Here is a 25056-nt window from a genome sequence, read left to right as displayed (position 1 = left end):
AGCTCGTCGACCAACCGTGGCGCATCATGTCCATCGGACTCCGCGATTGGGCGCATGGGTTCTGATCAGCGAGACTTGGTATAAGAGGCGCCTTCATTCCTGTGTTGATGCATGGGTTTAAGCGAGACCTCGCAACGGATTCAGACCCTTGCCAGTTTCGCCGATAACCGCGGCGGGCGCCATGTGCGGTCGTCGTACCGGTAACTCTGATTCCGAAGCCGCCCTGAACTTCTCGCGCAGGTGGCAAGCGTAACGCTCTTCAGCGGCGGCAATCTCTTCGGCTGAAGGCTCTGGACGGTTCCGTTTTGGGGACCTTGCGCGCTTCCTTTTCTCAGGGGCAGCCCCCTCGGACGTCAGCGCGACGGAAACGTTTTGCCTTGTCGACTTTTTGAACACGCCGGGGAAGAGCCGCTGAAGCCACTTCATCGAATTGCCAATCAACAAAAGAACCTAAAGCGAGACTATCCGCCGCCGAGGTTGAGGGCAACTTTCGGAAACCCGAAGCAGCCTGAGGTCAGGCACTCTCTGATTCGCGCTGAGCGCCGCGCCGTACCACATGCTCCGCAAGCCGTACCGCTTCAGCCGGCTCGTTGCCGATCTGTTACCGATCAGCCTGCCGCCTGTTACCACTGACCACAAGTCTCTGAATTTGTTGGCTGGGGAACCTGGATTCGAACCAAGATTGACGGAGTCAGAGTCCGCTGTTCTACCGTTGAACTATTCCCCATCGCCTCGGCCAGTTGGCCGCGTCGAAGTCCGGTTGAGATAGCCAAGACAGCGACGATGCGCAAGTGTAAAAACTCGCCGAACGCCACCTCTCATGGAAAATCGCCGCTGACCCCTTTGACTCCGGGCGCCACGCTCGCCACCTTGCCGACCAAAGTTGGCGCATGAGACCGAGAGGAGGCGCGTCATGACCTGGATACAAGCCCGCCCGTCGCAAGGGCGCCCAAGATCCGCCCCGTGACCCGAATCGAGCTCTTCCTCGGCTTTCTCAAACTCGGCGCCATCGGTTTTGGCGGCGTCGGGCCCCTGACGCGGCAAATCGTCGTCGAGGAGCGCCGCTGGCTCGACGACTCCGAATTCGCCGCGCTGCTCGGCCTGTGTCAGGCGCTGCCCGGCGCCAATACCTGCAATTTCGCGCTCGTGCTCGGCGACCGCTTTTGCGGGCCGAGCGGCGGGTTTTGCGCGCTCGTGGGGCTGCTCGCCGCGCCGCTCGTCTTTCTGCTTGTCATCGCCAGCTTTTTCGCCGCCTTCGCGCATCATCCCGATGTGCGCGCCGCCCTGGCCGGAGCCGCCTCCGCCGCCGCCGGGCTCGCGCTCGGGACCGCGCTGAAAATGCTGAAAAACGTTTCGCGCACGCCGGCGGTCTTGGGCTTGGCGGCCGCCGTCTTCGCCGCCGTGGCTCTCGCGCGCCTGCCTTTGCCGCTTGTGCTCGGCGTGCTCGCGCCGGCGAGCTATCTGCTGGGACGGGGGCGGTCGTGAACGAACTGGCGCCTCGTATATTCCTGCGATTCGCCGGCTTGTCGCTGCTGGCCGTGGGCGGCGCGGCCGCCGTGTTGCCCGAGGCGAATCGGCAGCTCGTGGAGGGCGAACACTGGTCTACCTCCCAACGCTTCGCGGAAATTTTTGCAATCGCCCAGGTCGCGCCGGGGCCCAATGTGATCGTCTTTCCCCTGTTCGGCTGGGAGCTCGCGGGGTGGTCTGGCTTTTTGGCGGCGACGCTCGGTATCCTCGGCCCGTCCTCGATCCTTGCGCTGGCTCTGGCGCGCACGCTGCGCCGGAACGCCCAGGCTCCCTGGCTGAAGCGGTTGAAGGCGGCGCTGATTCCGCTCGCGGTGGGGCTGATGGCGGCGAACGGCTATCTGCTCGCCCGCGCCGCCGACGCCACCGCGCTCGCCGCCGCCATCACCTTTGCCGCCGCCGGCTTTGTCGTCTATTCGTCGCGCAGCCCGCTCTGGGCCATGGCCGCGGGCGCGTTCTTGGCCGTGGCCGCCGGGCGTTTTGGCTGGATGTGAAGGGAAGAAAATGAGCCGCGTCGCTTATGTCAACGGGCGCTATGTTCGCCATGCCGAAGCCGGCATATCGATCGATGACCGCGCCTTCCTGTTTTCCGACGGGATTTACGAGGTCATCGAGGTGTTTGACGGCGTGTTGTTCGACGAGCGCGGCCATCTCGACCGGCTCGCGCGCTCGGCTGCGGAATTGCGCCTGAAACCGCCGATGGGCGAAGCCGCACTCAAATTCGTTCTGCGCGAAGTCGTGGCCCGCAACCGCGTGCGCTTTGGCCATGTCTATCTTCAGGTGACGCGGGGCGCGGCGCGGCGCGAGCATTATTTTCCCGCAGCCGACACGCCTCCGAATCTCGTCGTCACCGCCCGGCCGCACGATCCGGTCGCCGGCGACGCCAAGGCGCACAAAGGCATCGCGGTAATCACGCTGCCTGACATCCGCTGGAAGCGGCCTGATATCAAGACCGTGAGCCTGTTGCCCAACGCGCTGGCGAAGCAGCAGGCGAAGGAGGCGGGCGCGGCCGAGGCCTGGCTGGTGGGCGCGGACGGTTTCGTCACCGAGGGGGCGTCGAGCAACGCCTGGATCGTTGACGGGGAAGGGAGGCTCATCACCCATCCCGCCGATTCGTCCATTCTTTCGGGAATCACGCGCGCAAGAATTCTGGAGATCGCCGCGGTGAAGGCTATTCGCGTGATCGAGCGCGCCTTCACCGTCGCTGAAACCTATGCCGCCCGGGAGGCGTTCATTTCCGGCGCGACCATGCTGGTCATGCCCGTGGTCCGGGTTGACGGCCGCGCGATCGGCGACGGCGCGCCCGGCCCGGTGGCGTTGGCTTTGCGGGGCGCGTTCCATGATCCCATGACGAGTGTAGGTTAAATGTGCTTCATAAACATGGCCTGCTCGAAAGAACATCTTGCCTAAACGTCGGGCTTGAGCATCTAATGTGCTGCCGCGCCATGGGCAGCGCGGCCTCAAACAAGACGTCGCCAAAACCGTTCCCCACGGGCGTCAAAAAGTGAATGGAAAAAAACATGGCGGTCGAACGAACCCCAAATCTACAGGACACTTTTCTTAATTTCGTGCGCAAGAACAAGGTCCCGCTGACCATCTTCCTGGTGAACGGCGTGAAATTGCAAGGCGTTGTGAGCTGGTTCGACAATTTTTGCGTGCTGTTGCGGCGAGACGGGCACTCGCAATTGGTCTACAAGCACGCCATATCTACGATCATGCCCGGTCACCCGATCCAGATGTTCGATCCGGCCGAGGAAGCACAGGACAAGTAAGGTCACTCATTGAGCGAAACCGAGGTTTTTGGCGGCGGGGTCTGGACGCGGAACAGCGACCGGACCCGGGCGCTTGTGCTCGGCCCCTATCTTACGGAACGCGCTGCGATTTACGCCGAAGGCGCAAAGCCGTTGCGCGGGCCGGAAGCGAGGCTGGACGAGGCTGAAGGGCTGGCGCTGGCCATTGATGTGGAGATCGTCGGCCGCGAGCTGGCGTTGCTGTCGCAGATTCGGCCGGCGACCTATCTCGGCAAGGGCAAGGTGGACGAAATCGCCGCTCTGGTGAAGGAGCGCGAGGCGGATCTGGTGGTGGTGGATTGCGCGCTGTCGCCGGTCCAGCAGCGCAATCTCGAAAAGGCGTTCGCCGCCAAGGTTATCGACCGCACCGGGCTGATTCTCGAAATCTTCGGCGAGCGCGCCCGAACGAAAGAGGGCGCCTTGCAGGTGGAGCTTGCCCATCTGGCCTACCAAAAGTCGCGTCTGGTGCGCAGCTGGACCCATCTCGAGCGCCAGCGCGGCGGTTTCGGTTTTTTGGGTGGTCCCGGTGAAACCCAGATCGAGACCGACAGGCGCCTGATTCAGGAGCGCATGACCCGAATCGAGCGCGACCTCGAACAGGTGAAGCGCACGCGCGGGCTGCACCGAAAAAGCCGGCGCGAGGTTCCCTTTCCGATCGTGGCGCTGGTCGGCTACACCAACGCCGGAAAATCCAGCCTGTTCAACCGGCTGACCAAGGCGGACGTGTTCGCCAAGGATTTGCTGTTCGCCACGCTCGATCCGACCTTGCGCGGGCTGAAACTGCCGCATGGCGGGAAGATCATCCTGTCGGATACGGTGGGCTTTATTTCCGACCTGCCGCACATGCTGGTGTCGGCCTTCCGCGCCACGCTGGAAGAGGTTTTGGAGGCCGACGTCATCCTGCATGTGCGCGACATCTCGCATGAGGACGCCGATGCGCAGGGCGAGGACGTCGAGAAGATTCTCGCCGAGCTGGGAATCGATCCGCATGATTCGCGGCTGATCGAGGTCTGGAACAAGATCGACCTGCTGCCGCCGGAGGAACGCGACCGGCTGCGCGAAACGGCGGCGCGGAAGCCGGCGGAGGAACGTCCCTGCGTAGTTTCGGCCGTTACGGGCGATGGGATCGACGACTTGCTTGAAGGAATCGAGGCGCGGGTCGGCAGCGGCCGCGCGCTGTTCGAAATCCTGCTCGACGCCGCCGATGGCGAGGGGCAGGCGTGGCTTTACGCCCATACCGAAGTGCTGAAGCGGCAGGCTTTGGAGGAGGGCGCGGCGTTCCAGGTTCGCGTGCCCGAGGAAACGCGCGCCCGACTTGAGCGGCGATTTCCCCAGAGACTGCGGGATATGAACTGACCAATACCTACGCCGGTCTCGCGCTTCGGTTCGTCGCGCGCATCGCGCAATTCAACACATGCTGCAACCGGAGCGCGGCGTCAGACGCCGCGAGGAGATGAGTCATGACAGAAGCGTTAAGGGGCGAGAAAAGGCTATGCCTGAACTGCGCCGCCAAGTTTTTCGACCTCGCCAAGGATCCGATCAAATGCCCAAAATGCGGCGCTGTCTTCGAACCCGTGCCGCTTCCGCGCTCGCCTCCGCGGCGGGTTGGCGGCGCATTTGCTCACAAGCCTTTTGAAACTCAGGCCGCCGTCGTTGAAGAGACCGAAGAAGACGTCAAAGTCTCGGACGGCGAGCAGGATGAAGATGATGAAGATGCCGATGAAAGGCCGGCGACCGCCGAAGAAGCGTGATGGCCGACGCGCGGCGCGCACTCTCCCCGCAAGCGGGGAGAGTCGGTTTTCGGCAGCTCAATCTTGGTCATCAGCACCCCAATCAACCATCCGACCAACCCGCCCGCGATGACGTCGCTGAGCCAGTGTTCGTCGGCGCCGATCAGGCCGATGGCGACCACCAGCATCACCGCCGCGCACAGCAGCCGCAGGCGGGGGGCCAGAATCCAGAGCGCGCCGCAAAAGGCCGCCGTCACCGTCTGATGGCCGGAGGGGAAGGCCGACCAGCCGAGACCGCCGTGGAATGGGGCGAAATAATAGGCGTGGTCGGCGATGAAACTCGGATTGCCGTTGGTCCAGGTTTCCGGCCAGGTGCGGCCGAACGCGAGTTTTAGCAAATCCTTGACGCCGATGGCGGTGAGCACCGCGAGGCTGAGCCGCAGCAGCGCGATCTCGGGCCGGGCGAGGCGGCCAAAGGCGAAGCGCGCGCCGCACCAGATCAGGCCGAGCATCGCCAGCAACTCGATTGGCTCGACCACTCGGGTCAGAGTGTGAAACGTCTGGCGTATCCCGTGGAACTGCGCGTGCGCCCACAGGGTCAGCGGTTGGTCGAAATAGGCGATGGACAGCGGGATCGCGGCGAGCAAGGCGATGGTGACGGCGGTTTTTCTCATGCCCGCCATTCTGCCGCCAAAGCGTGACGATTCAAACTGCGCCTTCGCGGTATTCGGCCCAGGCGTGACGCAGGATTTGCGCCGATGACGTAAGGAAAACGCCGGCCATGAGTCCCGCCACCAGAAGGTCGGGCCAAGCGGTCGCCGTGCCCCACACCCCGAGCGCCGCCGCCATCACGATGACATTGCCGATGGCGTCGTTGCGCGAGCAGAGCCAGACCGAGCGGACATTGGCGTCGCCGTCCTTGTACGGCATCAGCAGCAACACCGAAGCCAGGTTGGCCGCGAGCGCCAGCGCGCCGACCGCGCCCATCACCTCGGCCTTCGGCAGGCCCAGGATCAGCGTCTGATAGACCGTTGAGCCGAACACCCAGAGCGCCATCAGCGACAGGGAAAAGCCCTTGAACAGCGCCGCCGTGGCGCGTGTGCGCAGGCTCGCGCCGATCACCGCCAGCGACAGGCCGTAGGTCACGGTGTCCGCCAGGAAATCCAGCGCGTCGGCCTTGAGCGCCTGCGAGCCCGCCCATTGCCCCGCCGCCGTCTCGCCCAGAAACATGGCGCCATTGATGCCGATGACCGTCCACAGGATGCGTTTGTAGCGCGGGTCCAGCCCGTCGAAGACCGGCACGCCCTCGGCGCAGCCACACGCCGCCTTGACCGGTTCAGGCGCCGCCTGTGCGCCGCAGCACGTCTTGGTTTCGCAGCATTGATCGGCCATCGCGCGCTCCTAGAGCGTTTTCAAGCGAAGTGGATGTCGGTTCGCGTGAAGAAAACGCGTAAAAACAAGAAGCCAGAGCTTATTCATGTTTCCATGAAACGTGAAAAAGCTCTACCCGTTCACCAGCGCCTCATATTCGGCGGAAAGCTCCAGCCATTCCTCCTCCGCCGCCGCGAGCGCTTTTTCCAGCTCGCCGCGCTGCTGCGACAACTTCGTCGCTTCCGCCGGGTTGCGCTCGAAGGCGCGGGGATCGGCGAGCATCAGGTCGACCTTGGCGATCAGGTTCGAAAATTTCTCCATCTTCTCTTCCGCCGCCTTCACCTTTTTCAAGAGCGGCGCCGCCTCTTTTCGCGCCTGCGCGGCGTTGCGGCGGGCTTCCAGCGCGGCGTTGCCGCCATTGCCGGATTTCTCCTTCGGTCCTCGCGCGCAGTCGAGGACGAATTTGCGGTAATCCGCCATGTCGCCGTCGAACGGCTTTACAGAACCGTCCGCGACCAGCCAGAGCCGGTCGGCGCAGGCCTCCAGCAGATATTGGTCATGCGAGATCAGGATGACGGCGCCGGCATAATCGTTGATCGCCTCGGCCAGCGCCGCGCGGCTGTCGATGTCCAGATGGTTGGTCGGTTCGTCGAGAATCAGCAGGTGCGGGCCGGCGAAGGTGGTGAGGCCCATCAGCAGCCGCGCCTTTTCGCCGCCGGACAGTTCGGCGACGCGGGTGTCCGACTTGCCGCCGGGAAAACCGAATTGCGCGGCGCGGGCGCGCACGCGGGATTCCGGCTGGTCGGGCATCAGCCGCTGCACCGCGAGATAGGGCGTGTCCCTCTCGTTGAGGTCGTCGACCTGATGCTGGGCGAAAAAGCCGGCCTCCAGTTTGGACGAGCGCTTCATCACGCCCGACATCGCCGGCAGGCGGCCGCCCAGCAGCTTGGCAAAGGTGGATTTGCCGTTGCCATTGGCGCCGAGCAGACCGATGCGGTCGTCGTCGGCCAGGGTGAGATTGAGTTTCGAGAGAATCACGCGGTCGTCGTAGCCGACCGACACGCCCTCCAGCGCGATCAGCGGTGGCGACAGCGGTTTTTCCGGCGAGGGGAAGTTGAACGGCAGGACCTCCTCGTCCACGACCGCCGAAACCTCTTCCATCTTCTCCAGCATTTTGAGGCGGCTCTGGGCCTGTCGCGCCTTGGTGGCCTTGGCGCGGAAGCGGTCGACAAAAGCCTGGAGATGCGCGCGCTTGTCCTCCTGTTTTTTGAGGAACTTGGCCTGCAACATGCGGGCCTCCGCGCGCTGCCGCGCGAACGAATCGTAATTGCCGCGATAGAGGGTCAGTTTCGCCTGTTCGAGATGGACGATGTGGTCGCAGACCTCGTTGAGCATGTCGCGGTCATGGCTGATGATGACCGTCGTCGCCGGATAGGTTTTGAGATAATCGTTGAGCCAGAGCGCGCCTTCGAGATCGAGATAGTTGGTGGGCTCGTCGAGCAGCAGCAGGTCGGGGCGCGCGAACAGGACGGCGGCCAGCGCCACGCGCATCCGCCACCCGCCCGAAAACTCCTTGAGCGCGCGATGCTGCGCGGCTTCATCAAAACCGAGGCCAGCCAAGATTTCGGCGGCCCGCGCCGGCGCCGCGTGGGCGTCGATGTCCACGAGGCGGACATGGATTTCGGCGATGCGATGCGGATCGGTCGCCGTTTCCGCCTCCTCCAGCAGGGACGCCCGCTCCTTGTCGGCGGCCAGGACGAAATCGATGAGCTTTCCGTCGCCGCCGGGGGCCTCCTGCTCGACGCTGCCGATGCGCGCGCCGCGCGGAAGGCTTGTTGTGCCGCTCTCGGCGGCGATCTCGCCGCGGATCAGGCGGAACAGGGTTGTCTTGCCGGCGCCGTTGCGGCCGACAAAACCAACCTTGCCGCGCTCCGGCAGCAGGACGCTGGCGGAGTCGAACAGGATGCGGGGGCCGAGGCGGTAGGTGAGATCGGTGATTTGCAGCATGGGGAGATGAAGGCGGGTGGTGAGGAGTTTTGCCGATTTATCGACCTAGCCTGATCAGCACGCTTGGTCTAGAGCGCGTTGACATTCATTTTATCCAAATGAACGCGCTGACAAGGGCGAGCATGGACATGAAGGCTCTGGGCGTTTGTTCGTAGCGTGTTGCGATGCGCCTGAAGTGCTTGATTTTCAGGAAGAACCGTTCGACGAGGTTGCGCTCGCAATAGAGGGCGAAGTCGCAGGCGACCTGCGGTGACGTCTTTCTGGGCGGGATGACGGCGACGGCGTCCTGCAGGGCGATGGCGTCGCGGAAAGCCTTGGAGTCGTAGCCTTTGTCGCCAAGAACGGACTCGGCGGGCAAATCGGTGATGAGAGCCTCGGCTTGGGTGTAGTCGCTGGCCTGACCCGGCGAGAGAATAAACCGAAGCGGATTGCCCAAAGCATCGACGACGGCGTGGATTTTGGTGGTCAAACCGCCGCGTGACCGGCCGATCGCGCGAGCTTCAGACCCCCTTTTTTCCCAGCCGCATGTTGGTGCGACCGGACGATGGTCGAGTCGATCATGATGTATTCGAAGTCCGGGTCGTCGGCCATCGCCACGAACAGCCTGTCCCAAACGCCATCCTTCGACCAGCGCGAAAAACGAACGAACACACTGTTCCAGTTTCCGAAAATTTCTGGAAGATCACGCCACGGCGAACCCGTTCGCGCCAACCAGAGAACGGCTTCGACAAACAGCCGATTGTCGGCTCCGCTCCGGCCTGGATCGCCCACCTTTCCAGGCAAATGCGGCGCCATCCGAACCCATTGAGAATCTCCCAACACCAAGCGAACCGACATTCATGGCTCCCGACCGAAAAGGAGCTTGAATCAGATTTGCGAGTCTGTGGGAATCTCAAATGTCAACGCGCTCTAAGGCGCCGTGTCGGCGATCGACGGAAAGACGACGTCCGCAGACGTTTTCAGCAAAGTCGGCGCGGCGGCACAGGCGGTGACGGTTGGCGATGGAGAGCGCGCCGGCGCGGAAACGATCTCCTCGGTTGCTGCGGTTCTGGCGAAAGAGAGATCGCTCGCGCCGCACAGCGGGAGGCGGCTCAAGCCGCCGGGTTGACCATTCCCTGTTGGCTTAACGCGCGGGTCACCACTTCGAAACGCGCGAGCGTGGCGACGCCGAAGGCGGTCGTGAGCGGCACGTCTGCGGCGTCGCGTCCATAGCCCATGACCACCCTGCCGATGCGCGGCCGATTGTGGCGCGCGTCAAAAGAATACCATCGTCCCTCAAGGTACGCTTCGAACCAGGCGCTGAAATCCATCGGCGCGGGATCGGGGGGAACGCCGATGTCGCCGAGGTAGCCCGTTGCGTAACGCGCGGGAACGTTCATGCAGCGGCAGAGCGCAATCGCGAGATGGGCGAAGTCGCGGCAGACGCCCACGCCTTCGTCGAGAGAATCGCTCGCGCATCGCGTGGGCCGGGCGTCCGGATAGCTGAAGCGGATCGTGTCGTGGACGAAATCGCAGATCGCCTGCACGCGCGCGGCGCCGCCCGCGATCTTGCCGAAATGGGCCCAGGCGAAATCCGAGAGCTTGTCGCTGTCGCAATACCGGCTCGACGTGAGATAGAGCAGCGTCGCGTCGGGAAGGGCGGAGATCGGCGTCAAGGGAGAGTCGGGCGGCGTCGGGTCCGCCTCGCCGCTGTCGGCTATGGTAAAGCGGTTGCTGAAGGTTACATGTCCGGGCGGGACGTCCAGGCGCGTGACCCGGTTGCCGAACAGGTCGACATAGGCGCTCTGGGGAACCGATGGATCGGAACGAATCTGGTCCGCGGTCAAAAGGTCGGGCTCGCGCGACGGATGGACATTCAATTGCAAGAGCATTGGCGTCTGCGCCGGACAGTCGAACGCAATGTCAAAACCAGCCTCAATCAACATTCGGAGATCTCACGCGCCAGAGGGCAAGCTTTGAGCTGAACGTGAGACGGGCGTTCAGGTTCCCGATCGCTTGATGTCCAGATGTGGCGAACCCGGCAATCCGCAAGCGGGCGACTGGCGAACGCGCACCTCCACGCCCATCGAACTTTCGGTCGCGTTATCGGCGAAATAGCTTCCGTAAAGCGGGATCGCCTGCCGGGCCTCGCGCGCGACCGCCACGCGAATGAGATCGCGATTGCCGACGATGCCATTGGTCGGATCGAATTCGACCCAGCCGGAGCCCGGAAGATAGATCTGGAGCCACGCATGGGTGGAGCCGCCGCCCAGATAACGGTCCCCGGAGTCGCAATCGGGCACATAGAGGTAACCGGAGACGAACCGGGCTGCGAAGCCCAGCGCCCGCGCCGCTTCCATCATCAGGGTGGCAAAGTCGCGACAGGAGCCGCGCCGGCGCGCCAAGGTCTCAAGCGCGCTCTGCGTTCCCTTCTCGACTCGACGCTCGTAATAGAATCCTTCCTTGATGGCATAGGTCAGCGTCATCAGCAGTTCGCCGGTTTCGGTCGGCCGCCCCGGATGCAGGAAACGCCGCACCCAGCGGTCAAGCTCGCCCTGGGGATCGGGAACATGCCGCTCGATCGAACGGGCGAGGTCCGGCATTTCCTCGCTCTCATAGGCGAAGGGATAAAACCGCGCGCTGTCATCCAGCAGGAACTCGTCGCCCTCAAAGGGCGTATGCTCCAGCGTGATCCTGTTCTCCACCCGCAGTTTCCGGGTCTCGCCCGAAAAGGTGGCGACGGCGACGCAATTGTCGAAGACATCGTGGATCCACCGCAAGGTTTTTGGCGGCGGATCGATGTCGAGACTGGCTTCGAGAAGCCGTTGATCGTTGCTGTCACGCGGACGCAGCATCATGCGATGTTCGCCCAGGCGAACCGGCTCCGCATAGGCGTAAGTCGTGACGTGATTCACGCTGAAGACGGTCATGGACCCCGAGCCCTGGAATCGCCCCATCCGGCGGCGACGTCCATAATGCGCTGGCGAAAACGCAAGACAACCGCTGATTTCCTTCGGCGTCGCGTTTGATGAGAACAGGTCTGCCGTTGAGGGTCGCGATGGCGCGGCTTATTCCATGCGCTTGATGTCAGCCCAGCTCGCTTCATTCATACGGTTTCCGCAAGATCGCTTCGCGATCCGCGAAAACGAAATCGCGCGGAAATCCTTCAGGCGAAGGGCGGATTGCCGCGCGAGCGGAATACGATGTCCGAACTGATCCTTCGGAAATCGTATCACTCTGTCGCGTCAACACAAGCTGGGAAAGGCCGCTGACGACGTTGCTCCGGCCATTGCAGGAAAAGCTTGAATGACGCCTTCGAACCGATCTCCGCCGAAGCATTATTTTTCGCGCCGCCTGAGCTTCCGCCTCGATCGGACACCCCGAAAACAAAAAAGCCGCCCGGGTGGGCGGCTTTGGCGTTCGGAAAACCCGATTACTTGATCTTGGTTTCCTTGAACTCCACGTGCTTGCGCGCGACGGGGTCGTATTTCTTGAACGCCAGCTTGTCGGTCTTGGTGCGGGCGTTCTTCTTGGTGACGTAAAAGAAACCGGTGTCGGCGGTCGACAGCAGCTTGATCTTGATCGTGGCGGCCTTGGCCATGTCTTTAACCCTGCAAACCGGCGCAGCATACGAGTCTTCAATGCGAAGAGGATCGGACGAGGCCATTGGAAACAAAGGGGCCGGATTGCTCCGGCCCGAATTCGTGACGGCACCATAGCGGCCGTCTTCATCTTGTCAAGTTTTTCGAGCGAAAGGCCCATGGAAAAACAGGATGAGGCCAAGATAGGCGGCGAAACAGACGCCGAGCGCGTCGAACAGGCCGCGCGGCGCCAGATCGAGGCCCAGTCCCAGCAGCGGAGGCCCCAAAATCATGCCGAGCGCATACATCATGATATAGGCGGCGTTGGCGGCGGCGAGCTTTTCGCCGTGGAATCGCTCCGCGAGCGCGGCCAGCCCCACCGTGTAGAGCCCGCCGACGACGCCGCCCCAGATGAACAGGCCCAAGGCGTAAACCGCGCGATTTTCGGCGAGGCCCGGCAGGATCAGCGCGCCGAACAGGCCGATCAGGCTGAACCAGACGAGCAGGCGGATTTTGCCGGTGCGGTCGGCGAGCATGCCGATCGGCACGGGAAACACCACATTGCCCAGGGCGAACAAGGTGAGCTGGAACGTCGCCCACGCCTGCGAAAAGCCGGAGCGCAGGCCGAACACCGGCAGCAGCCCGTTCAGCCCGGTCTCGATGCAGCCGAACAGCAGCGCAGTGGTCACGGCGACCGGCGCCGCTTTAAAAATCGGCCCGAGTTTGGGTCGGCCGGGCTGGTCGAAACCGGTTTCGGGTTCGCCCGCCCAGACCACCGGCAGGCCGGCGGCGGCCGTGATGACGGCGGCGACGGCGAAGGGACTCACGCCTTCCGTTCCTGTGAGGCTCAGCAGGGTGGGGCCGGCGGCAAAGCCAAGGGCCAGGAAGGTGGCGTAAATGCCCAGCACCAGGCCGCGCTGGCCGCGCGGCGCGGCGGCGCTGATCCAGAATTCGCTGAGCACGAACACGATGGTCAGGGCGAGCCCGAAGGCGAAGCGGATCGCCAGCCAGGCGCGATAATCGAAGGTGAGCGCGAAGGCGGCCAGCGAGGCGACGGCGAGGGCGATGGCCGCCCCGAGCAGGACGCGCAGCCCGAATCGGCGGGCGAGCGGCGGCGCCAGCGGCGCGCCGATCAGCGTGGCGAGGCCGGACACGGCGATCTGCGCGCCATTGTCATGGGCGGCGAATCCGGCGGCCTCCAGCCGCAGCGCCAGCAGGGGAATCACCAGGGACAGGCCGATGCCGACAATGGAAATGCAGGCGATGGCGGCGGCGAGCGATTTTTTTGTAGGGGCGTCGAAGGCGGACATGGCGGGCTTTATGCCCGGTGGAGATGACTACAGCAAATCACGCCGCCACACGCCCCGGCTGTGATGGTAATGCGGAACCGGCGTGAACCGGCTCAGGCCCGAGTCCAGTCTCGCCCGCACCTCCTTCAGCACCATGCGCGTCACATCCGGCATGTCAAAGGCGTCGGCCTTGTCGAGCGGCGCCCACAAAACTTCGGTCAGCTCCGCATCCGCATGGCACACGCCGTCGACCCTGGCCGAAATCTGTTTGGCGTCGGCGATGAAGAAGCGGGTGTCAAAGCGGCGCGGCAGAAACGGCGGGGTGATCGCGCGCACGGCGAAATGCAGCTCTTGCAGGTCCGGCAGCAGGTCTTGCGCCGCATAGGCGCGCCAGCAGGCCGGTGCGCGCGCCGGGCCGCCGTAGCCTGAGACCCCCAGGGCGAGGCCGGTCTCCTCAAAACATTCGCGGATGGCGGCCAGGGCGAGCGCGCGGGCAAAATCGTCGCCCTTGCCCGCAACCTTCATCAGACGGGCCTCGTCGCGCGAATCGAGCGGGCCCGCGACGGTCATGGCGCGGTCGCCGCGCTCCAGCCGGCCGCCGGGAAAGACATATTTGCCCGGCATGAATTTCAGCGCGGGATGGCGCTTGCCAAGCAGCACGCGGGTTTTGGCGCCTTTGCCTTCGATCAGGACGAGGGCGGCGGCGTCATGGGGGCGGGGGGGGCGGTTTGTGGTCACGGCGCGACCATAATGGTCTTTTTCGCGCCGCGACAGCGCCGCTTGCGTCAATTCGAAAGCTTTGCTGTGGACTTTGCTTGGCAAAACTTTTCCGTGCTTGCGGCTTGCATGCGATTCGCCCACCCTCGACTTGAGTGATTCGGGCCAAGGAGCGCAAAAACGTTGGACGGCGGGCGGGAGGACAGTTTCGAGGACAGGCGGGATGGGCCGGAAGAGGCTTTTCGCGTCGATCTCGACGGCTATGAAGGTCCGCTCGACCTGCTGCTGGAGCTCGCCCGCCGCCAAAAAGTCGATCTCGCCCGTATTTCCGTGCTGGCGCTGGCCGAACAATATCTCAAATTCGTCGAGGAAGCGCGGAAGGTGCGGCTGGAGCTGGCCGCCGACTATCTGGTGATGGCCGCCTGGCTCGCCTATCTGAAATCGCGGCTGCTGCTGCCGGCGCCGCCCAAAGCCGCCGAGCCCGACGCCGCCGCGCTGGCCGCCAGCCTCGCCCACCGGCTGCAACGCCTGCAAAAAATTCGCGCCGCCGCCGAGCTGTTGGGCGAACGCCCGCATATGGGCCGCGACATTTTTCCGCGCGGAAACCCTGAAGGCGTGGATGTGGTCAATGCGCCGCTCTATCAGGCCAGCCTCTATGACCTGCTCGCGGCCTATGCGCGGCAGCGGCAGAAGCAGGCGCTGTCAAACGTCTCGCTGCTCAAGACCCGCACCGTCTGGTCGCTGGCGGAGGCGCGCGAGGCGCTGGAGCGCATTTTGGGGATGGCGCTGGAATGGACGGCGCTCGACGATTATCTGATCCAATGGGTGGCGAACCCGGCGCAGGCTCGCACCGTGCGCGCCTCGACCTTTTCGGCGACACTGGAGCTGGTGAAGGAGGGGCGGATCGACTTGCGCCAGGATCACACCTTTGGGCCGCTGTGGCTGCGGCGCAAGGGCGAGCAGCCCCCCGCGATGGCGGCGGAATGACTTCAGTTTCGTGGACCGCCCCCGCCCTTCGAGACGCCCGCTGAGGCGGGCTCCTCAGGGTGAGGGCCACTGACAAATCCAAATCGATGGCAGATCAGGAACCTCTCTTCGACCTTCGCGCCGCCGACGCCGCCTCGCATCTCGTGCGCGAGGCGCCGAACGAGGAGCAGCGCGCCCACATGCGGCTGTGCGAGGCGCTGATCTTCGCCGCGGAAGTTCCGCTCGGCGAGGAGGAAATGGCCAAGCGCCTGCCGCAGGCCGCCGACCTGCCGAAAGTTCTCGCCTATCTCAAGGCCGAATATTTTGGCCGCGGGGTGAATTTGGTGCGCGTCGGCAAAAAATGGTTTTTCCGCACCGCGCCGGACCTCGCCTGGGCGCTGCAACGCGAGCAGGTCGATCCCAAAAAACTGTCGCGCGCGGCGATGGAGACCCTGGCGATCATCGCCTATCACCAGCCCGCCACCCGCGCCGAGGTCGAGGACATCAGAGGCGTCGCCTTGTCAAAGGGCACGATGGACGTGCTGCTGGAGACCGGCTGGGTGCGGCTGCGCGGCCGCCGCAAGTCGCCGGGGCGTCCCGTCACCTATGGCACGACGGAGAAATTCCTGCTGCATTTCGGCCTTGAGCAGATTTCCGACCTGCCGGGCCTCGACGATTTGAAGGCCGCCGGCCTGTTCGACGGGCGTCTGCCAAAGGGCTTTGGCGTGCCGCAGCCGCGCGACGACGCCGGCCTGATGGAGGACGAGGAGCCGCTCGGCGACGAGCCGCTGAGCGACGCCTTCGCCTCGGACCTGCCGGAGGAGGGGTAGCGCGAAGCTTGTGTCCAGCAGGCTGTTGAAAAACCCGTGGCCCGCCCCCGCCCTGGCGCGCGCGCCCGAGACGCCCGCCAAGGCGGGCTCCTCAGGGTGAGGGCTACTCTATTGTTGTATATAAAAAATCCCTCATGGTGAGGAGGCTGCGCAGCAGCCGTCTCGAACCATGGCCATCGGAACGGATTTTTTCAGCAGAAGCTAAGCAAAAGCCAACAGGTTCGGGCAAGTGAGCGCGCCTAAGCAGGTCTGGGTCACTGTTTCATGCGCCCGGTCCCGAAAGCCTGATATGAAGACATTTGCGATCAACCTGTCGCTCGCCGCCAAAATTGTCATGGGCGTGATGCTCGTGGGCTGCGGTTTGAACGCCCTGGCCTCCCATTACAGTCTCAACGCGCTGAAGGTCGGCGGACCCGTCTACCAGAAGGTGATCCAGGGCAAGGATCTGGTCGCCGACATCCTGCCGCCGCCCGAATATCTCATCGAGGCCTTTCTCGAGGTCAATCTGGCGCGCGACGATGTCGCCGGGCTCGACGGCCACAAGCGGCGCCTGACGCAATTGCGCAAGGACTACGACGAGCGCCACGATTATTGGAACGGGCAGGACCTCGCTCCGTCCCTGCGCGACCTTTTGCTGCGCGAATCCGACACGCCGGCGCGGCGATTCTGGAGCCTCGCCTTCGACGCGTTTCTTCCCGCTCTGGCGCGCGGCGCCAAGGGGGAGGCGGACGACGCCTTCCGCCAGCTGAAGGCCGCCTATGGCGAACATCGCGCCGCGATCGACCGGCTGGTGACCGAGACCAACCGCCTGACGGCCGAGGTCGAGGCGCAGGCGGCGCGCGCCGACCGTTTGTTCACCGGGGTGATGGCCCTTTTCGGCTTTTTCGCCATTTGCGGAACCCTCGCCGCCTATTATGGCGTGTCGAGACTCATCGTGCGGCCCATCGCCGGCCTCGCCGACGCCATGACGCGCATGGCCAAGGGGGACCTGATCGATCACGCGCCGTTCCGGACCCGCAAGGACGAAATCGGCGAAATGGCCCGTTCCGTCGAAGTGTTCCTCGCCAACGAGCATGATCGCCGCCGTCTCTCGCAGACCGAGCGCGCGACGCGCGAGCGGGAAATCCAGCGCCAGGAGGCGCTGCAAGCCAAGGTTCAGGAGTTTTCCAGCGTCATCTCCGGTTCGGTGACCGAACTTGGCCGGCAGACCGGCGCTATGCGCTCGGCTTCGGCCACTCTGGCGGCGGGCGCGGCGAGCGTGCGCGGCGACGCCGACAACGCCGCCGCCGCGACGACCGGCGCCGCCGCGAATTCCCAGGCCGTCGCCGCCGCCACGGCGCAGCTCGAAGCCTCGATCCGCGAAATCGCGGGGCAAGCCGAGCGCGCCAGACTTGTCGTCGAGTCCGCCGCCAGCGCCGCCGAGGGCGCCACCGGAAACATGGAAGGGCTGGCCCAATCCTCGCGGCAGATCGACGCCATTCTCGACCTGATCCGCACCATATCGGGACGCACCAACCTGCTGGCCCTCAACGCCACCATCGAGGCGGCGCGCGCCGGCGAGGCCGGACGCGGGTTCGCCGTGGTCGCCAACGAGGTCAAGGGCCTGTCGGAGCAGACCGGGCGCGCGGTGGACGACATCGTCGCCCAGATCGGGCAGATGCACGCCGTCACCGGCGCGGCGGTGGACGCCATCCGCGAGATCAACGCAAAGGTCGCCGACATCCGTGACATGACCCTGGGGATCGCCGGGTCCGTGTCACAACAGGACGAGGCGACCCGCGAAATCGCCCGGAACGTCACGCTCGCCGCGGGGCGCAGCCAGCAGGCGGCGCAGAACGTTCATGCGGTGACGGTCATCGCGGAGAAGACCGACGCGGAGGCCGGCCAGCTCGCCGCCGCGTCCGAGGCGGTGGCGGCGGCGGCGGAGCGCATCGCCGCGGCGATGGAGAGTTTTGTCGCCATGGTGCAGACCGATCTGACCGAGCGCCGCGCCGCGATGCGGCAAGCCGGTGGGCCTGAGCGCGGCGCTGGGCGGGAACGCCTGACGGCGTAGGGCCGTCATACGATTTCCGAACGATCAGTTCGGAAATCGTATTCCGCTCGCGCGGACATCCGCCCTTCGCCTGAAGGATTTCCGCGCGATTTCGTTTTCGCGGATCGCGAAGCGATCTTGCGGAAACCGTATCAGGCCTTGGGCTTCTTCTTGCCGTCGCGCGGAGCGCCGTCGGGCTTGTCGCCGAACCGGGGTTTTGGCCGCGCGCGCAGCTCCTGATCGGTGGGCGCGCTGGTCATTTCGGCGGGAAGCTTGTCCGGTCCTGGCCGGCGCATCGCCTTGAGAAAATCCTCGGCGCGGGCGCCGGCGATCTCCACCTTGGTTTCGTCCTGGAAAATCCTGATGGCGCCGATGTCCTCACGGTGCAGCCCGCCCTTCTTGCACAGCATCGGCAGAATCCATTTGGGCTCGGCGCGCTGCGAGCGGCCGACGGCGAGCCGCACCCAGACCGTATCGGTGGGTTCGCCGCGCTTGCGCGGCTCCTTGCGCTCGCCCTTCGCCGGGGGGGCGAAACCGGGGTCCTTGAGTTCTTCCGCCGCCGGCCAGCGCGCGGCCAGGAATTTCGCCAGCGCCGCCGCGCATTTCTCCGCGCCATGCTGTTCGAGCAGGCTGTTGGCCAATTCGGCCTCCTCCTCGCCGCCGGCTTCGAAAAACACGGGGTCCTCGGCGATGCGGGCGCGGTCGAGTTTCGCAATCTCCTCCGGCCCTGGCGCGAGCTGCCAAAGCGGAAACACCTGCGCCTGGGAAAACAGGCTTTCCGCGCGGCGGTTCATTTTCGGCGGGATCAGCAGGACGGAAACGCCCTTTCGTCCCGCACGGCCCGTGCGGCCCGAGCGGTGCTTCAACGCCTCGACGTCATGGGGGAAATCGGCGTGAACAACCAGCCCGACGCTGGGCAGATCGATGCCGCGCGCGGCGACGTCGGTGGCGACGCAAACGCGCGCTCTGCCGTCGCGCAGCGCCTGCATGGACAGGTTGCGTTCGTGCTGCCCGAGTTCGCCGGAGAGCAGCACGGCGGAAAAGCCGCGCTCCTGGAGCGTGGACTGCAAGTGGCGCGAGGCCTCGCGCGTATTGCAGAACACGATGGTCGTCGGCGGATCGAAGTAGCGCAACAGATTGACCGTGGCCTTTTCGATCTCGCGCGGATCGACGCGAACGGCTCGGTACTCGATGTCGGCATGGGCTCGCGCCTCGCCCGCGACTTCGATGCGCAAGGCGTTGCGCTGGAATTTTTGCGCCAGCGCCGCGACGCCCTTGGGCATGGTGGCGGAAAACAGCAGGGTGCGCCGGCTCTCCGGCGCGGCGCCGAGGATGAATTCGAGATCCTCGCGAAAGCCCATGTCGAGCATTTCGTCGGCTTCGTCCAGGGCGACGGCCGCCAGTTTCGACAGGTCGAGCGCGCGGCGCTCGATATGGTCGCGCAGGCGGCCCGGCGTGCCCACGACGATATGGGCGCCCGCCGCCAGCGCGCGACGTTCCATTTGAGGATTCATGCCGCCGACGCAGGTGACGATTCGGCCACCGGCCTGCGCGAACAGCCATTTGAGTTCGCCCGCGACCTGAAGCGCCAGCTCGCGCGTCGGCGCGATCACCAGCGCGGCGGGGGCGCCGAGGTCGGGCAGGGTCTCGCTGTCGCCGAGCAGGTCGCCCGCCATCGACAGGCCGAAAGCCACGGTCTTGCCGGAGCCGGTCTGGGCGGAAACCACGAGATCGCGCCCCTCCGCGTCGCGCCGCAGCATGGCCTGCTGGACGGGGGTGAGGGTTGCGTAGCCGCGCGCTTCAAGGGCGTGGGCGAGGGCGGGGGGGATTTGGGATAGGGACACGAAATGGGCCGATCTGTGATCTGTGATTCCCTCTCTCCGCCTGGGGGGGAGAGGGTTAGGGCGGGGCGGGGCGCTGGCCTCGAGACGTCAGGAAAGCAGGACCGGGCCGATCGAAACGTAACGATCAGCCGCGCGGTTCCATGCCCCGGCCCCTCACCCCGGCCCTCTCCCCGTAAACGGGGAGAGGGGGAGAGGCCGGCATTGCTGTCTTTATTGCCCCCGCTTGACGCTGGATGCAAATCGCAGCGCCTCTTCGGCGGCGCGGAACAGAGCGCGGGACTTGTTGATGCATTCCTGTTGCTCGGCCTTGGGGTCGGAATCGTAAACGATGCCGGCGCCCGCCTGCACGTGCATGAAACCGTCCTTCACGACGGAGGTGCGCAGCACAATACAGGTGTCCATCTCGCCGGCGGCGCCGAAATAGCCGATGCAGCCGGCGTAAATGCCGCGCTTGTCGGTCTCCAGCTCGTCGATGATCTCCATCGCCCGCACTTTTGGGGCGCCCGACACCGTGCCGGCGGGAAAACCGCCGCACAAAGCGTCGATCACATCCTTGGACTCGTCCAGCGCGCCGATCACGTTGGAGACAATGTGCATCACGTGGCTGTAGCGCTCGATGACGAATTGTTCGGTGACCTGAACCGTGCCGGTGGCGGCGACGCGGCCGACGTCGTTGCGGCCGAGGTCTAGCAGCATCAGGTGCTCGGCGCGCTCCTTGGGGTCGGCCAAAAGTTCTTCCGCGAGTTTTTTGTCTTCTTCCGGCGTGGCGCCGCGCGGGCGGGTGCCGGCGATCGGGCGAATCGTGACTTTGCCTTCGCGGGCGCGCACCAGGATTTCCGGGCTGGAGCAGACGATCTGGAAATCGGCGAAATCGAGATAGCACAGGAAGGGCGCCGGGTTGACGCGGCGCAGCGCGCGATAGAGCGCGAAGGCCGGCAGTTGCAGCGGCGAGGTGAAACGCTGCGACAGCACGACCTGAAAAATGTCGCCGGCGCGAATATAGCTTTTCGCCTGCTCGACCATGGCGAGATAGCGGGATTCAGGCGTGTTGGAGACGGGGGCGTGGGCCTGCAGCAGCACCGCGTCATCCGCCGGCGCCTCGTGGCGCACGGGGCCTTCCAGCGCCGCGACCGCCGCCTCAAGCCGCTCAAGCGCGCTTTCGTAGGCGGCGCGGGCGGAGCCGTCCTCGGTGGGGCGCACCGGCGTCACCAGCCAGACTTCGTCGCGCACCGAATCGAACACCGCCATCAGCGTCGGGCGCACCAGCAGCGCGTCGGGCGTTCCGATCGGGTCGGGCTTGGGCTCCGCCAGCCGCTCCATCTCGCGCACCATGTCATAGCCGAGATAGCCGAACACGCCCGCCGCCATCGGCGGCAGGCCGGGAACGGCCGGAATCGCCGATTGGTCGAGCAGAGCGCGCAGGGCGTCGAGCGGTTTTTCGGCGCAGGCGACGAAGGCGTCGCGGTCCTGGAGCGCGTCGCGGTTGATTTCCGCCTTGCCGTTGGTCACCCGGAAAATCACGTCGGGATCGAGGCCGATCATCGAATAGCGGCCGCGCGCGGCGCCGCCTTCGACGGATTCCAAAAGGAACACGTCGCCTTTTCGCCCGACCGACAGTTTCAGGAACGCCGAAACCGGGGTTTCCAGATCGGCCACCAGCTTCAGGCTGACCAGAGACGGTTCGCCAGCGTCGAAAATGCGGGCGAAAGCGTCGAATTCCGGGCTGAACATGCTCACTGCTCCGAGCCGAGCGCGCTGCGCAGCGAGGTCTGGTTGATCTTCACGCCGAGCTGCGTCTCAAGGCCGCCGACATATTGGACCAGCAGTTCGTCGGCCATGGCGCCTTCGAGCTGGGGCAGGGCGCGGGCGAGGTTGGGGTCCTTGGGGTCGAGCGGCGGCACCGTCGAATCCGTCACTTTCAGCACATAGCGCCCGCCCTTGTCGGCCAGCGCCACGCCGGAGGCGCCCAAAGGCAGGGCGAAGATCTGCGCCACCGCCGCTTCGCTCAGACCCTCGCCGCCGGCGCGGCGCACATTGGTCGCCTGCTTCAGCTTCGCGTCATTGGCGCGGGCGAGATCGGCGATGTCGGCGCCGCCCTCGATTTTTTTGACCAGTTCATTGGCTTTGGCTGCAAGCGCCTTTTGCGCCTCCGAGGTTTTCAGCGCCTCGGCGACCTGCGCCTTAACCTCGTCCAGCGGCTGCTGGCGCGAGGGGTCGATGGCGGCGATCTCGAACCAGGCGAAGCCGCCGTCCTTGCGCGACACCGAATCGTTGTCGACGCCGATGTCGGAGGCGAAGATCGCCTTGACCAGTTCCGGCGTGGCGCCGACCGGGGCGCCATCCTTGTTGGCGCCGGAGGCGTCGGTGACCAGGGTATCAACGGACAGCCCGACGTCCTGAGCGGCCTGCGCCAAAGTCTTGCCCTGAGAGCGCAGGTCCTCAATCTTGTCGTGCTTGGTCTGCAGGTCGCCCTTGACTTGCGTCTTGGCGATTTCGGTCTTGATCTGGTCCTTCACCGAGGCGAAGGACTGGGTGGTTCCCGGGATGATCTTGGCCACCTTGACGATGACAAAGCCGAACTTGCCCTGGAACGGGCCGACCACTTCCGGCTCGGTCGGCTTGAACGCGGCCTCGGCCACGGCGGTGTCGAACACGCCCGCCTTGGCGACCTCGCCGAGATCGGCGAACACGCCGCCCGAATCCTTTTCCTCGGATACGGTCTTGAACAGCACGCCATTGTCCATGCGGGCGCGGGCCTTGTCCGCGGCCTCCTTGCTCTGGAAGGTCAGCTGCGACAGCACGCGCTTTTCCGGCGTGCCGTATTTTTGCGTGAGGTCGCGGTCGTAGGCGGCTTTCGCCGCCTCGTCGGAGACGGTCGCCGACTTCGCCAGCGCCTCGGGCGAGACGACCAGCACGGTCACCTTGCGATATTCAGGCTTGCGATAGCCGTCCTTGCGCTGCTCGTAAAACGCCGTCACCGCCTCGTCGGTCGGCGCGGGCAGGGCGCTCGCGTCGGGCGCCGGCAGAACAAAATAATCGGCCTTGCGCGTCTCGGTGTTGAAGCGGTTGATCGCCTCCAGCATCAGCTGCGGAATCTTGTAAGCGCCGATGATGGCGCTGGCGATCTCCTGACGCACCGAATTGGCGCGCTCCTCGCGCAGATAGGTGGTCTCGTTGAGGCCGTTGTCGCGCAGGATCATGTCGAACCGCGCCTGGTCGAACTTGCCGTCGGCGCCGGCGAACATTTTTTCCGCCTTGATGCTCTTGGCGACATCGGCGTCGGACAGGCTCAGGCCCAGCCGGGCGGCGTCCTGGTCGAGCGCGGCGCTGGTGAGCAGGCGGGCGAGGACCTGCCGGTCGAGGCCAATGGCCTTGGCCTCCTCGTTGGTGACGGCGCGCCGGGCCTGCCGCTGCAGGCGCTGCAGTTCGGACTGATATTCGCTGCGATACTGGACCACGCCGATCGTCGTATCGCCGATGGTCGCGAGCTGGTCGGCGCGGAAATTGGTGAACACGTCGCGAATGCCGAAAAAGCCGAAGCCGACCACGATCAGGGCGGCGAAAGCGGCGAGGATCGTGCGTCCCAGGATGTTTTTGGACATGATCCGCAGGCCGTCGAGCATGGAGTCTCTCTTGTTCGGCGCCGGGGGTGGCGCAAGGCGCCGGACTATAGAAACGCGTCGCGTTCCGCGCAATCCATTTTGGCGGGCCGGATTCGACGACGAACCCGGCCCCGCCGACGTGGCTCAGACCCGCGCCAGCCCTTCTTCATAGGTCAGATTGGGAAAAGTCTCGGCGTATTTGGCGGCGCCGTCGGCCAGGGCGTCGATCTTGGCGGCGGTGTCGAACTTCTTCATCTTGGACTTGTCGAGATAGAAGAAGTCAATCAGCTCATTATAGACGGAAACGTCGTCATAGGGCAGCACATAGACCGAAGCCTCGCCGAAGGCGATCTGGTAGCGGTCGCCGCGCTGCACATCGGCGACATAGATGAAATATTTGCCGCCCGCGTTCAGCTCGCCGCCCAGCGCCGCGATCAGAATCGGCAGCTGCGAGAACTTTTCCAGCTGCCCGGCCAGGAACGACAGCCCCGCGCCATCGGCGTCGGCCGCCGCGATCGCCGCCGTCAGCAGCGGCGAATCGGCGTCGGTCAACAGGATGTCGCCGCGAAAAGCCACGCGTCCCGCGACATGGGTCGGCCCCTTGTGGGTCGGCTTGACCAGGCGCGCGTCGAGGTTTTGCAACGCGGAAGTGTTGGTGACAGTCATGGAGAGACTTTCAGGGGACCGCTCTTTCCTGAACGATCCAGGAGCGTAGCGGCAGAGACGCCGGCGCGTTCGGTCGCGGCGGAGTTTTTTTGTGTTGGGAGGGCGGACGGGCGCGAAAGAGGGTCGCCATTCCGACAAAGCTGACACTGGGGCCGTCGATGGCGTGCGGCGCGCCACAATGGCGGGCCGGTTCGGCATCGGAGATACTCCCGGCGATATCGAAGCAAGTCTCGGGCCAGCGACCTTTTGTCGCGTCGCGCAAGCCCACGCCACTGGGCAAGGGATTGCGGCTCTGCTATCGCAACGACCACACCATTGGAGCCCCGCCATGACAGACATTCGTCCGCTCGCCGCCGGAAACTGGAAGATGAACGGCCTGCGCGCCTCGCTCGGGGAACTCGAGGCCATCGCCAGCGCCGTGCGGGCGGGCGAGACCGGTCGCGCGGAAGTCCTGATCTGCCCGCCGGCGACCCTGATCGCCGCCGCCGCGCAGGCCGGTGGCGGGATGGCCATCGGCGGACAGGACTGTCATGCCGCGGCGTCGGGCGCCCATACCGGCGACATCTCAGCCCAAATGTTGCGGGACGCCGGGGCGACTTATGTCATCGTCGGTCATTCCGAGCGCCGCGCCGATCATGGCGAGAGCGACCAGATGGTGCGCGACAAGGCGGAAGCCGCGCTGCGGGCGGGTTTGACCGCGATCGTCTGCGTTGGCGAGACCCGCGACCAGCGCGAGTCCGGCCAGACCCTCGCCGTGGTCGGATCGCAGATCGCGGGGTCGCTGCCCCATGACGCCACGGCGGCGACGCTCGTGGTCGCCTATGAGCCGGTCTGGGCGATCGGCACCGGACTGACCCCCACGGCGGCCGATGTCGCCGAAGTCCACGCCTTCATTCGCCACGAACTGATCGACCTGATGCCGGGCGAAGGCGAGAAGGTGCGCATTCTCTACGGCGGCTCGGTCAAGCCGGCCAATGCCGTCGAGCTGATGGGCGTGGAAAACGTCAATGGCGCGCTGGTTGGCGGCGCCAGCCTCACGGCGAAGGATTTTCTGGGTATTGCCGGCGTTTATAAGTGAGCGCACTTCCTTTGCGGCTCGAATTGGTCTAAAGACGCCACAAATTCCGC

Annotated in this window: 24 protein-coding genes and 1 tRNA gene; 11 read left to right on the top strand and 14 right to left on the bottom strand. The window is 65.0% G+C overall.

The annotated features are described in order from the left end of the window. Nucleotides 1–653 precede the first annotated feature (653 nt). A tRNA-Gln gene (locus tag GJ654_RS06225) sits at nt 654–727 on the bottom strand. 236 nt (nt 728–963) lie between these two features. On the opposite strand from GJ654_RS06225, the gene GJ654_RS06220 reads away from it, so the two are divergent. The 6 genes from GJ654_RS06220 to GJ654_RS06195 all read left to right on the top strand — a co-directional run bounded on the left by GJ654_RS06220 (nt 964) and on the right by GJ654_RS06195 (nt 5065). Then, entirely contained in the window at nt 964–1485 is a 522-nt protein-coding gene (locus tag GJ654_RS06220) for a chromate transporter (RefSeq protein WP_264586113.1), read from the top strand. Next, nucleotides 1482–2018: a chromate transporter gene (locus GJ654_RS06215; protein ID WP_155445258.1), complete on the top strand. Its 537-nt coding sequence runs from the start codon at nt 1482–1484 to the stop codon at nt 2016–2018. The genes GJ654_RS06220 and GJ654_RS06215 overlap by 4 nt, the downstream gene beginning before the upstream one ends. Nucleotides 2019–2028: 10 nt before the next feature. Next, nucleotides 2029–2889 (top strand): D-amino-acid transaminase, encoded by an 861-nt coding sequence (locus tag GJ654_RS06210; protein WP_155445257.1) that lies wholly within the window; start codon nt 2029–2031, stop codon nt 2887–2889. A gap of 155 nt (nt 2890–3044) precedes the next feature. Further along, nucleotides 3045–3296: an RNA chaperone Hfq gene (gene hfq / locus GJ654_RS06205; RefSeq protein ID WP_155445256.1), complete on the top strand. Its 252-nt coding sequence runs from the start codon at nt 3045–3047 to the stop codon at nt 3294–3296. Between the two features lie 9 nt (nt 3297–3305). Next, nucleotides 3306–4670: a GTPase HflX gene (gene hflX / locus GJ654_RS06200; protein ID WP_155445255.1), complete on the top strand. Its 1365-nt coding sequence runs from the start codon at nt 3306–3308 to the stop codon at nt 4668–4670. 104 nt (nt 4671–4774) lie between these two features. Continuing rightward, nucleotides 4775–5065 (top strand): TIGR02300 family protein, encoded by a 291-nt coding sequence (locus tag GJ654_RS06195; protein ID WP_155445254.1) that lies wholly within the window; start codon nt 4775–4777, stop codon nt 5063–5065. Here GJ654_RS06195 and GJ654_RS06190 read toward each other — a convergent pair. From GJ654_RS06190 to GJ654_RS06175, 4 genes are all read right to left on the bottom strand, one after another. After that, nucleotides 4954–5718, bottom strand: a complete 765-nt coding sequence (locus GJ654_RS06190) for a phosphatase PAP2 family protein (protein ID WP_196305448.1) — start codon at nt 5716–5718, stop codon at nt 4954–4956. The two genes, GJ654_RS06195 and GJ654_RS06190, sit on opposite strands and share 112 nt — an antisense overlap. A gap of 31 nt (nt 5719–5749) precedes the next feature. Next, nucleotides 5750–6436: a cation transporter gene (locus GJ654_RS06185; protein ID WP_155445252.1), complete on the bottom strand. Its 687-nt coding sequence runs from the start codon at nt 6434–6436 to the stop codon at nt 5750–5752. 111 nt (nt 6437–6547) lie between these two features. Continuing rightward, nucleotides 6548–8422, bottom strand: a complete 1875-nt coding sequence (locus tag GJ654_RS06180) for an ABC-F family ATP-binding cassette domain-containing protein (protein ID WP_155445251.1) — start codon at nt 8420–8422, stop codon at nt 6548–6550. 85 nt (nt 8423–8507) lie between these two features. Then, a protein-coding gene (locus GJ654_RS06175) for an IS5 family transposase (RefSeq protein ID WP_425540372.1) occupies nt 8508–9259 on the bottom strand; the annotation gives its coding sequence in 2 pieces (ribosomal slippage) (nt 8508–8926 and nt 8926–9259; 753 coding nt in all). A gap of 82 nt (nt 9260–9341) precedes the next feature. On the opposite strand from GJ654_RS06175, the gene GJ654_RS06170 reads away from it, so the two are divergent. Then, on the top strand, nt 9342–9530 hold the full coding sequence (locus tag GJ654_RS06170) for a hypothetical protein (protein ID WP_155445249.1): 189 nt from the start codon (nt 9342–9344) through the stop codon (nt 9528–9530). Here the strand turns inward: GJ654_RS06170 and GJ654_RS06165 are convergent. The 5 genes from GJ654_RS06165 to GJ654_RS06145 form a co-directional block, all read right to left on the bottom strand. Further along, nucleotides 9514–10347, bottom strand: a complete 834-nt coding sequence (locus GJ654_RS06165) for a transglutaminase-like domain-containing protein (RefSeq protein ID WP_155445248.1) — start codon at nt 10345–10347, stop codon at nt 9514–9516. The two genes, GJ654_RS06170 and GJ654_RS06165, sit on opposite strands and share 17 nt — an antisense overlap. Nucleotides 10348–10401: 54 nt before the next feature. Further along, the gene (locus GJ654_RS06160) at nt 10402–11331 is read right to left on the bottom strand and encodes a transglutaminase family protein (RefSeq protein ID WP_155445247.1); all 930 of its coding nucleotides are present in this window, start codon (nt 11329–11331) and stop codon (nt 10402–10404) included. A gap of 503 nt (nt 11332–11834) precedes the next feature. Continuing rightward, nucleotides 11835–12002 (bottom strand): 50S ribosomal protein L33, encoded by a 168-nt coding sequence (rpmG, locus tag GJ654_RS06155; protein ID WP_104506871.1) that lies wholly within the window; start codon nt 12000–12002, stop codon nt 11835–11837. A gap of 135 nt (nt 12003–12137) precedes the next feature. Then, nucleotides 12138–13292, bottom strand: coding sequence for an MFS transporter (locus GJ654_RS06150; RefSeq protein ID WP_155445246.1), 1155 nt, complete (start codon nt 13290–13292; stop codon nt 12138–12140). Between the two features lie 27 nt (nt 13293–13319). Then, entirely contained in the window at nt 13320–14093 is a 774-nt protein-coding gene (locus GJ654_RS06145) for an NUDIX hydrolase (RefSeq protein WP_196305447.1), read from the bottom strand. A gap of 78 nt (nt 14094–14171) precedes the next feature. Between GJ654_RS06145 and GJ654_RS06140 the strand changes: the two genes are divergently transcribed. From GJ654_RS06140 to GJ654_RS06130, 3 genes are all read left to right on the top strand, one after another. Further along, complete coding sequence (locus GJ654_RS06140; protein WP_155445244.1) at nt 14172–14975, top strand: segregation and condensation protein A; 804 nt, start codon at nt 14172–14174, stop codon at nt 14973–14975. An 86-nt stretch (nt 14976–15061) separates the two neighbouring features. Next, nucleotides 15062–15784, top strand: coding sequence for an SMC-Scp complex subunit ScpB (scpB, locus tag GJ654_RS06135; protein WP_155445243.1), 723 nt, complete (start codon nt 15062–15064; stop codon nt 15782–15784). Nucleotides 15785–16073: 289 nt separating this feature from the next. Continuing rightward, on the top strand, nt 16074–17837 hold the full coding sequence (locus tag GJ654_RS06130; RefSeq protein WP_155445242.1) for a methyl-accepting chemotaxis protein: 1764 nt from the start codon (nt 16074–16076) through the stop codon (nt 17835–17837). Between the two features lie 131 nt (nt 17838–17968). Here the strand turns inward: GJ654_RS06130 and GJ654_RS06125 are convergent, their stop codons facing one another. From GJ654_RS06125 to GJ654_RS06110, 4 genes are all read right to left on the bottom strand, one after another. Beyond that, a complete protein-coding gene (locus GJ654_RS06125) occupies nt 17969–19660 on the bottom strand; it encodes a DEAD/DEAH box helicase (RefSeq protein ID WP_264586114.1) in 1692 nt (563 codons plus the stop codon). Nucleotides 19661–19870: 210 nt separating this feature from the next. Next, a complete protein-coding gene (gene trpE / locus GJ654_RS06120; protein ID WP_155445241.1) occupies nt 19871–21391 on the bottom strand; it encodes an anthranilate synthase component I in 1521 nt (506 codons plus the stop codon). 2 nt (nt 21392–21393) lie between these two features. Continuing rightward, nucleotides 21394–23283 (bottom strand): SurA N-terminal domain-containing protein, encoded by a 1890-nt coding sequence (locus GJ654_RS06115; RefSeq protein ID WP_155445240.1) that lies wholly within the window; start codon nt 23281–23283, stop codon nt 21394–21396. A 123-nt stretch (nt 23284–23406) separates the two neighbouring features. Beyond that, nucleotides 23407–23928 (bottom strand): hypothetical protein, encoded by a 522-nt coding sequence (locus GJ654_RS06110; RefSeq protein ID WP_155445239.1) that lies wholly within the window; start codon nt 23926–23928, stop codon nt 23407–23409. A gap of 328 nt (nt 23929–24256) precedes the next feature. Here GJ654_RS06110 and tpiA point away from each other — a divergent pair, with 328 nt between their 5' ends. Next, on the top strand, nt 24257–25006 hold the full coding sequence (tpiA, locus tag GJ654_RS06105; protein WP_155445238.1) for a triose-phosphate isomerase: 750 nt from the start codon (nt 24257–24259) through the stop codon (nt 25004–25006). Nucleotides 25007–25056: the final 50 nt, after the last annotated feature.

It is taken from the genome of Rhodoblastus acidophilus (genome assembly GCF_009720655.1).
Classification (GTDB): Bacteria; Pseudomonadota; Alphaproteobacteria; order Rhizobiales; family Beijerinckiaceae; genus Rhodoblastus; species Rhodoblastus acidophilus_A.
This window is presented reverse-complemented; position numbering and strand designations above follow the sequence as displayed.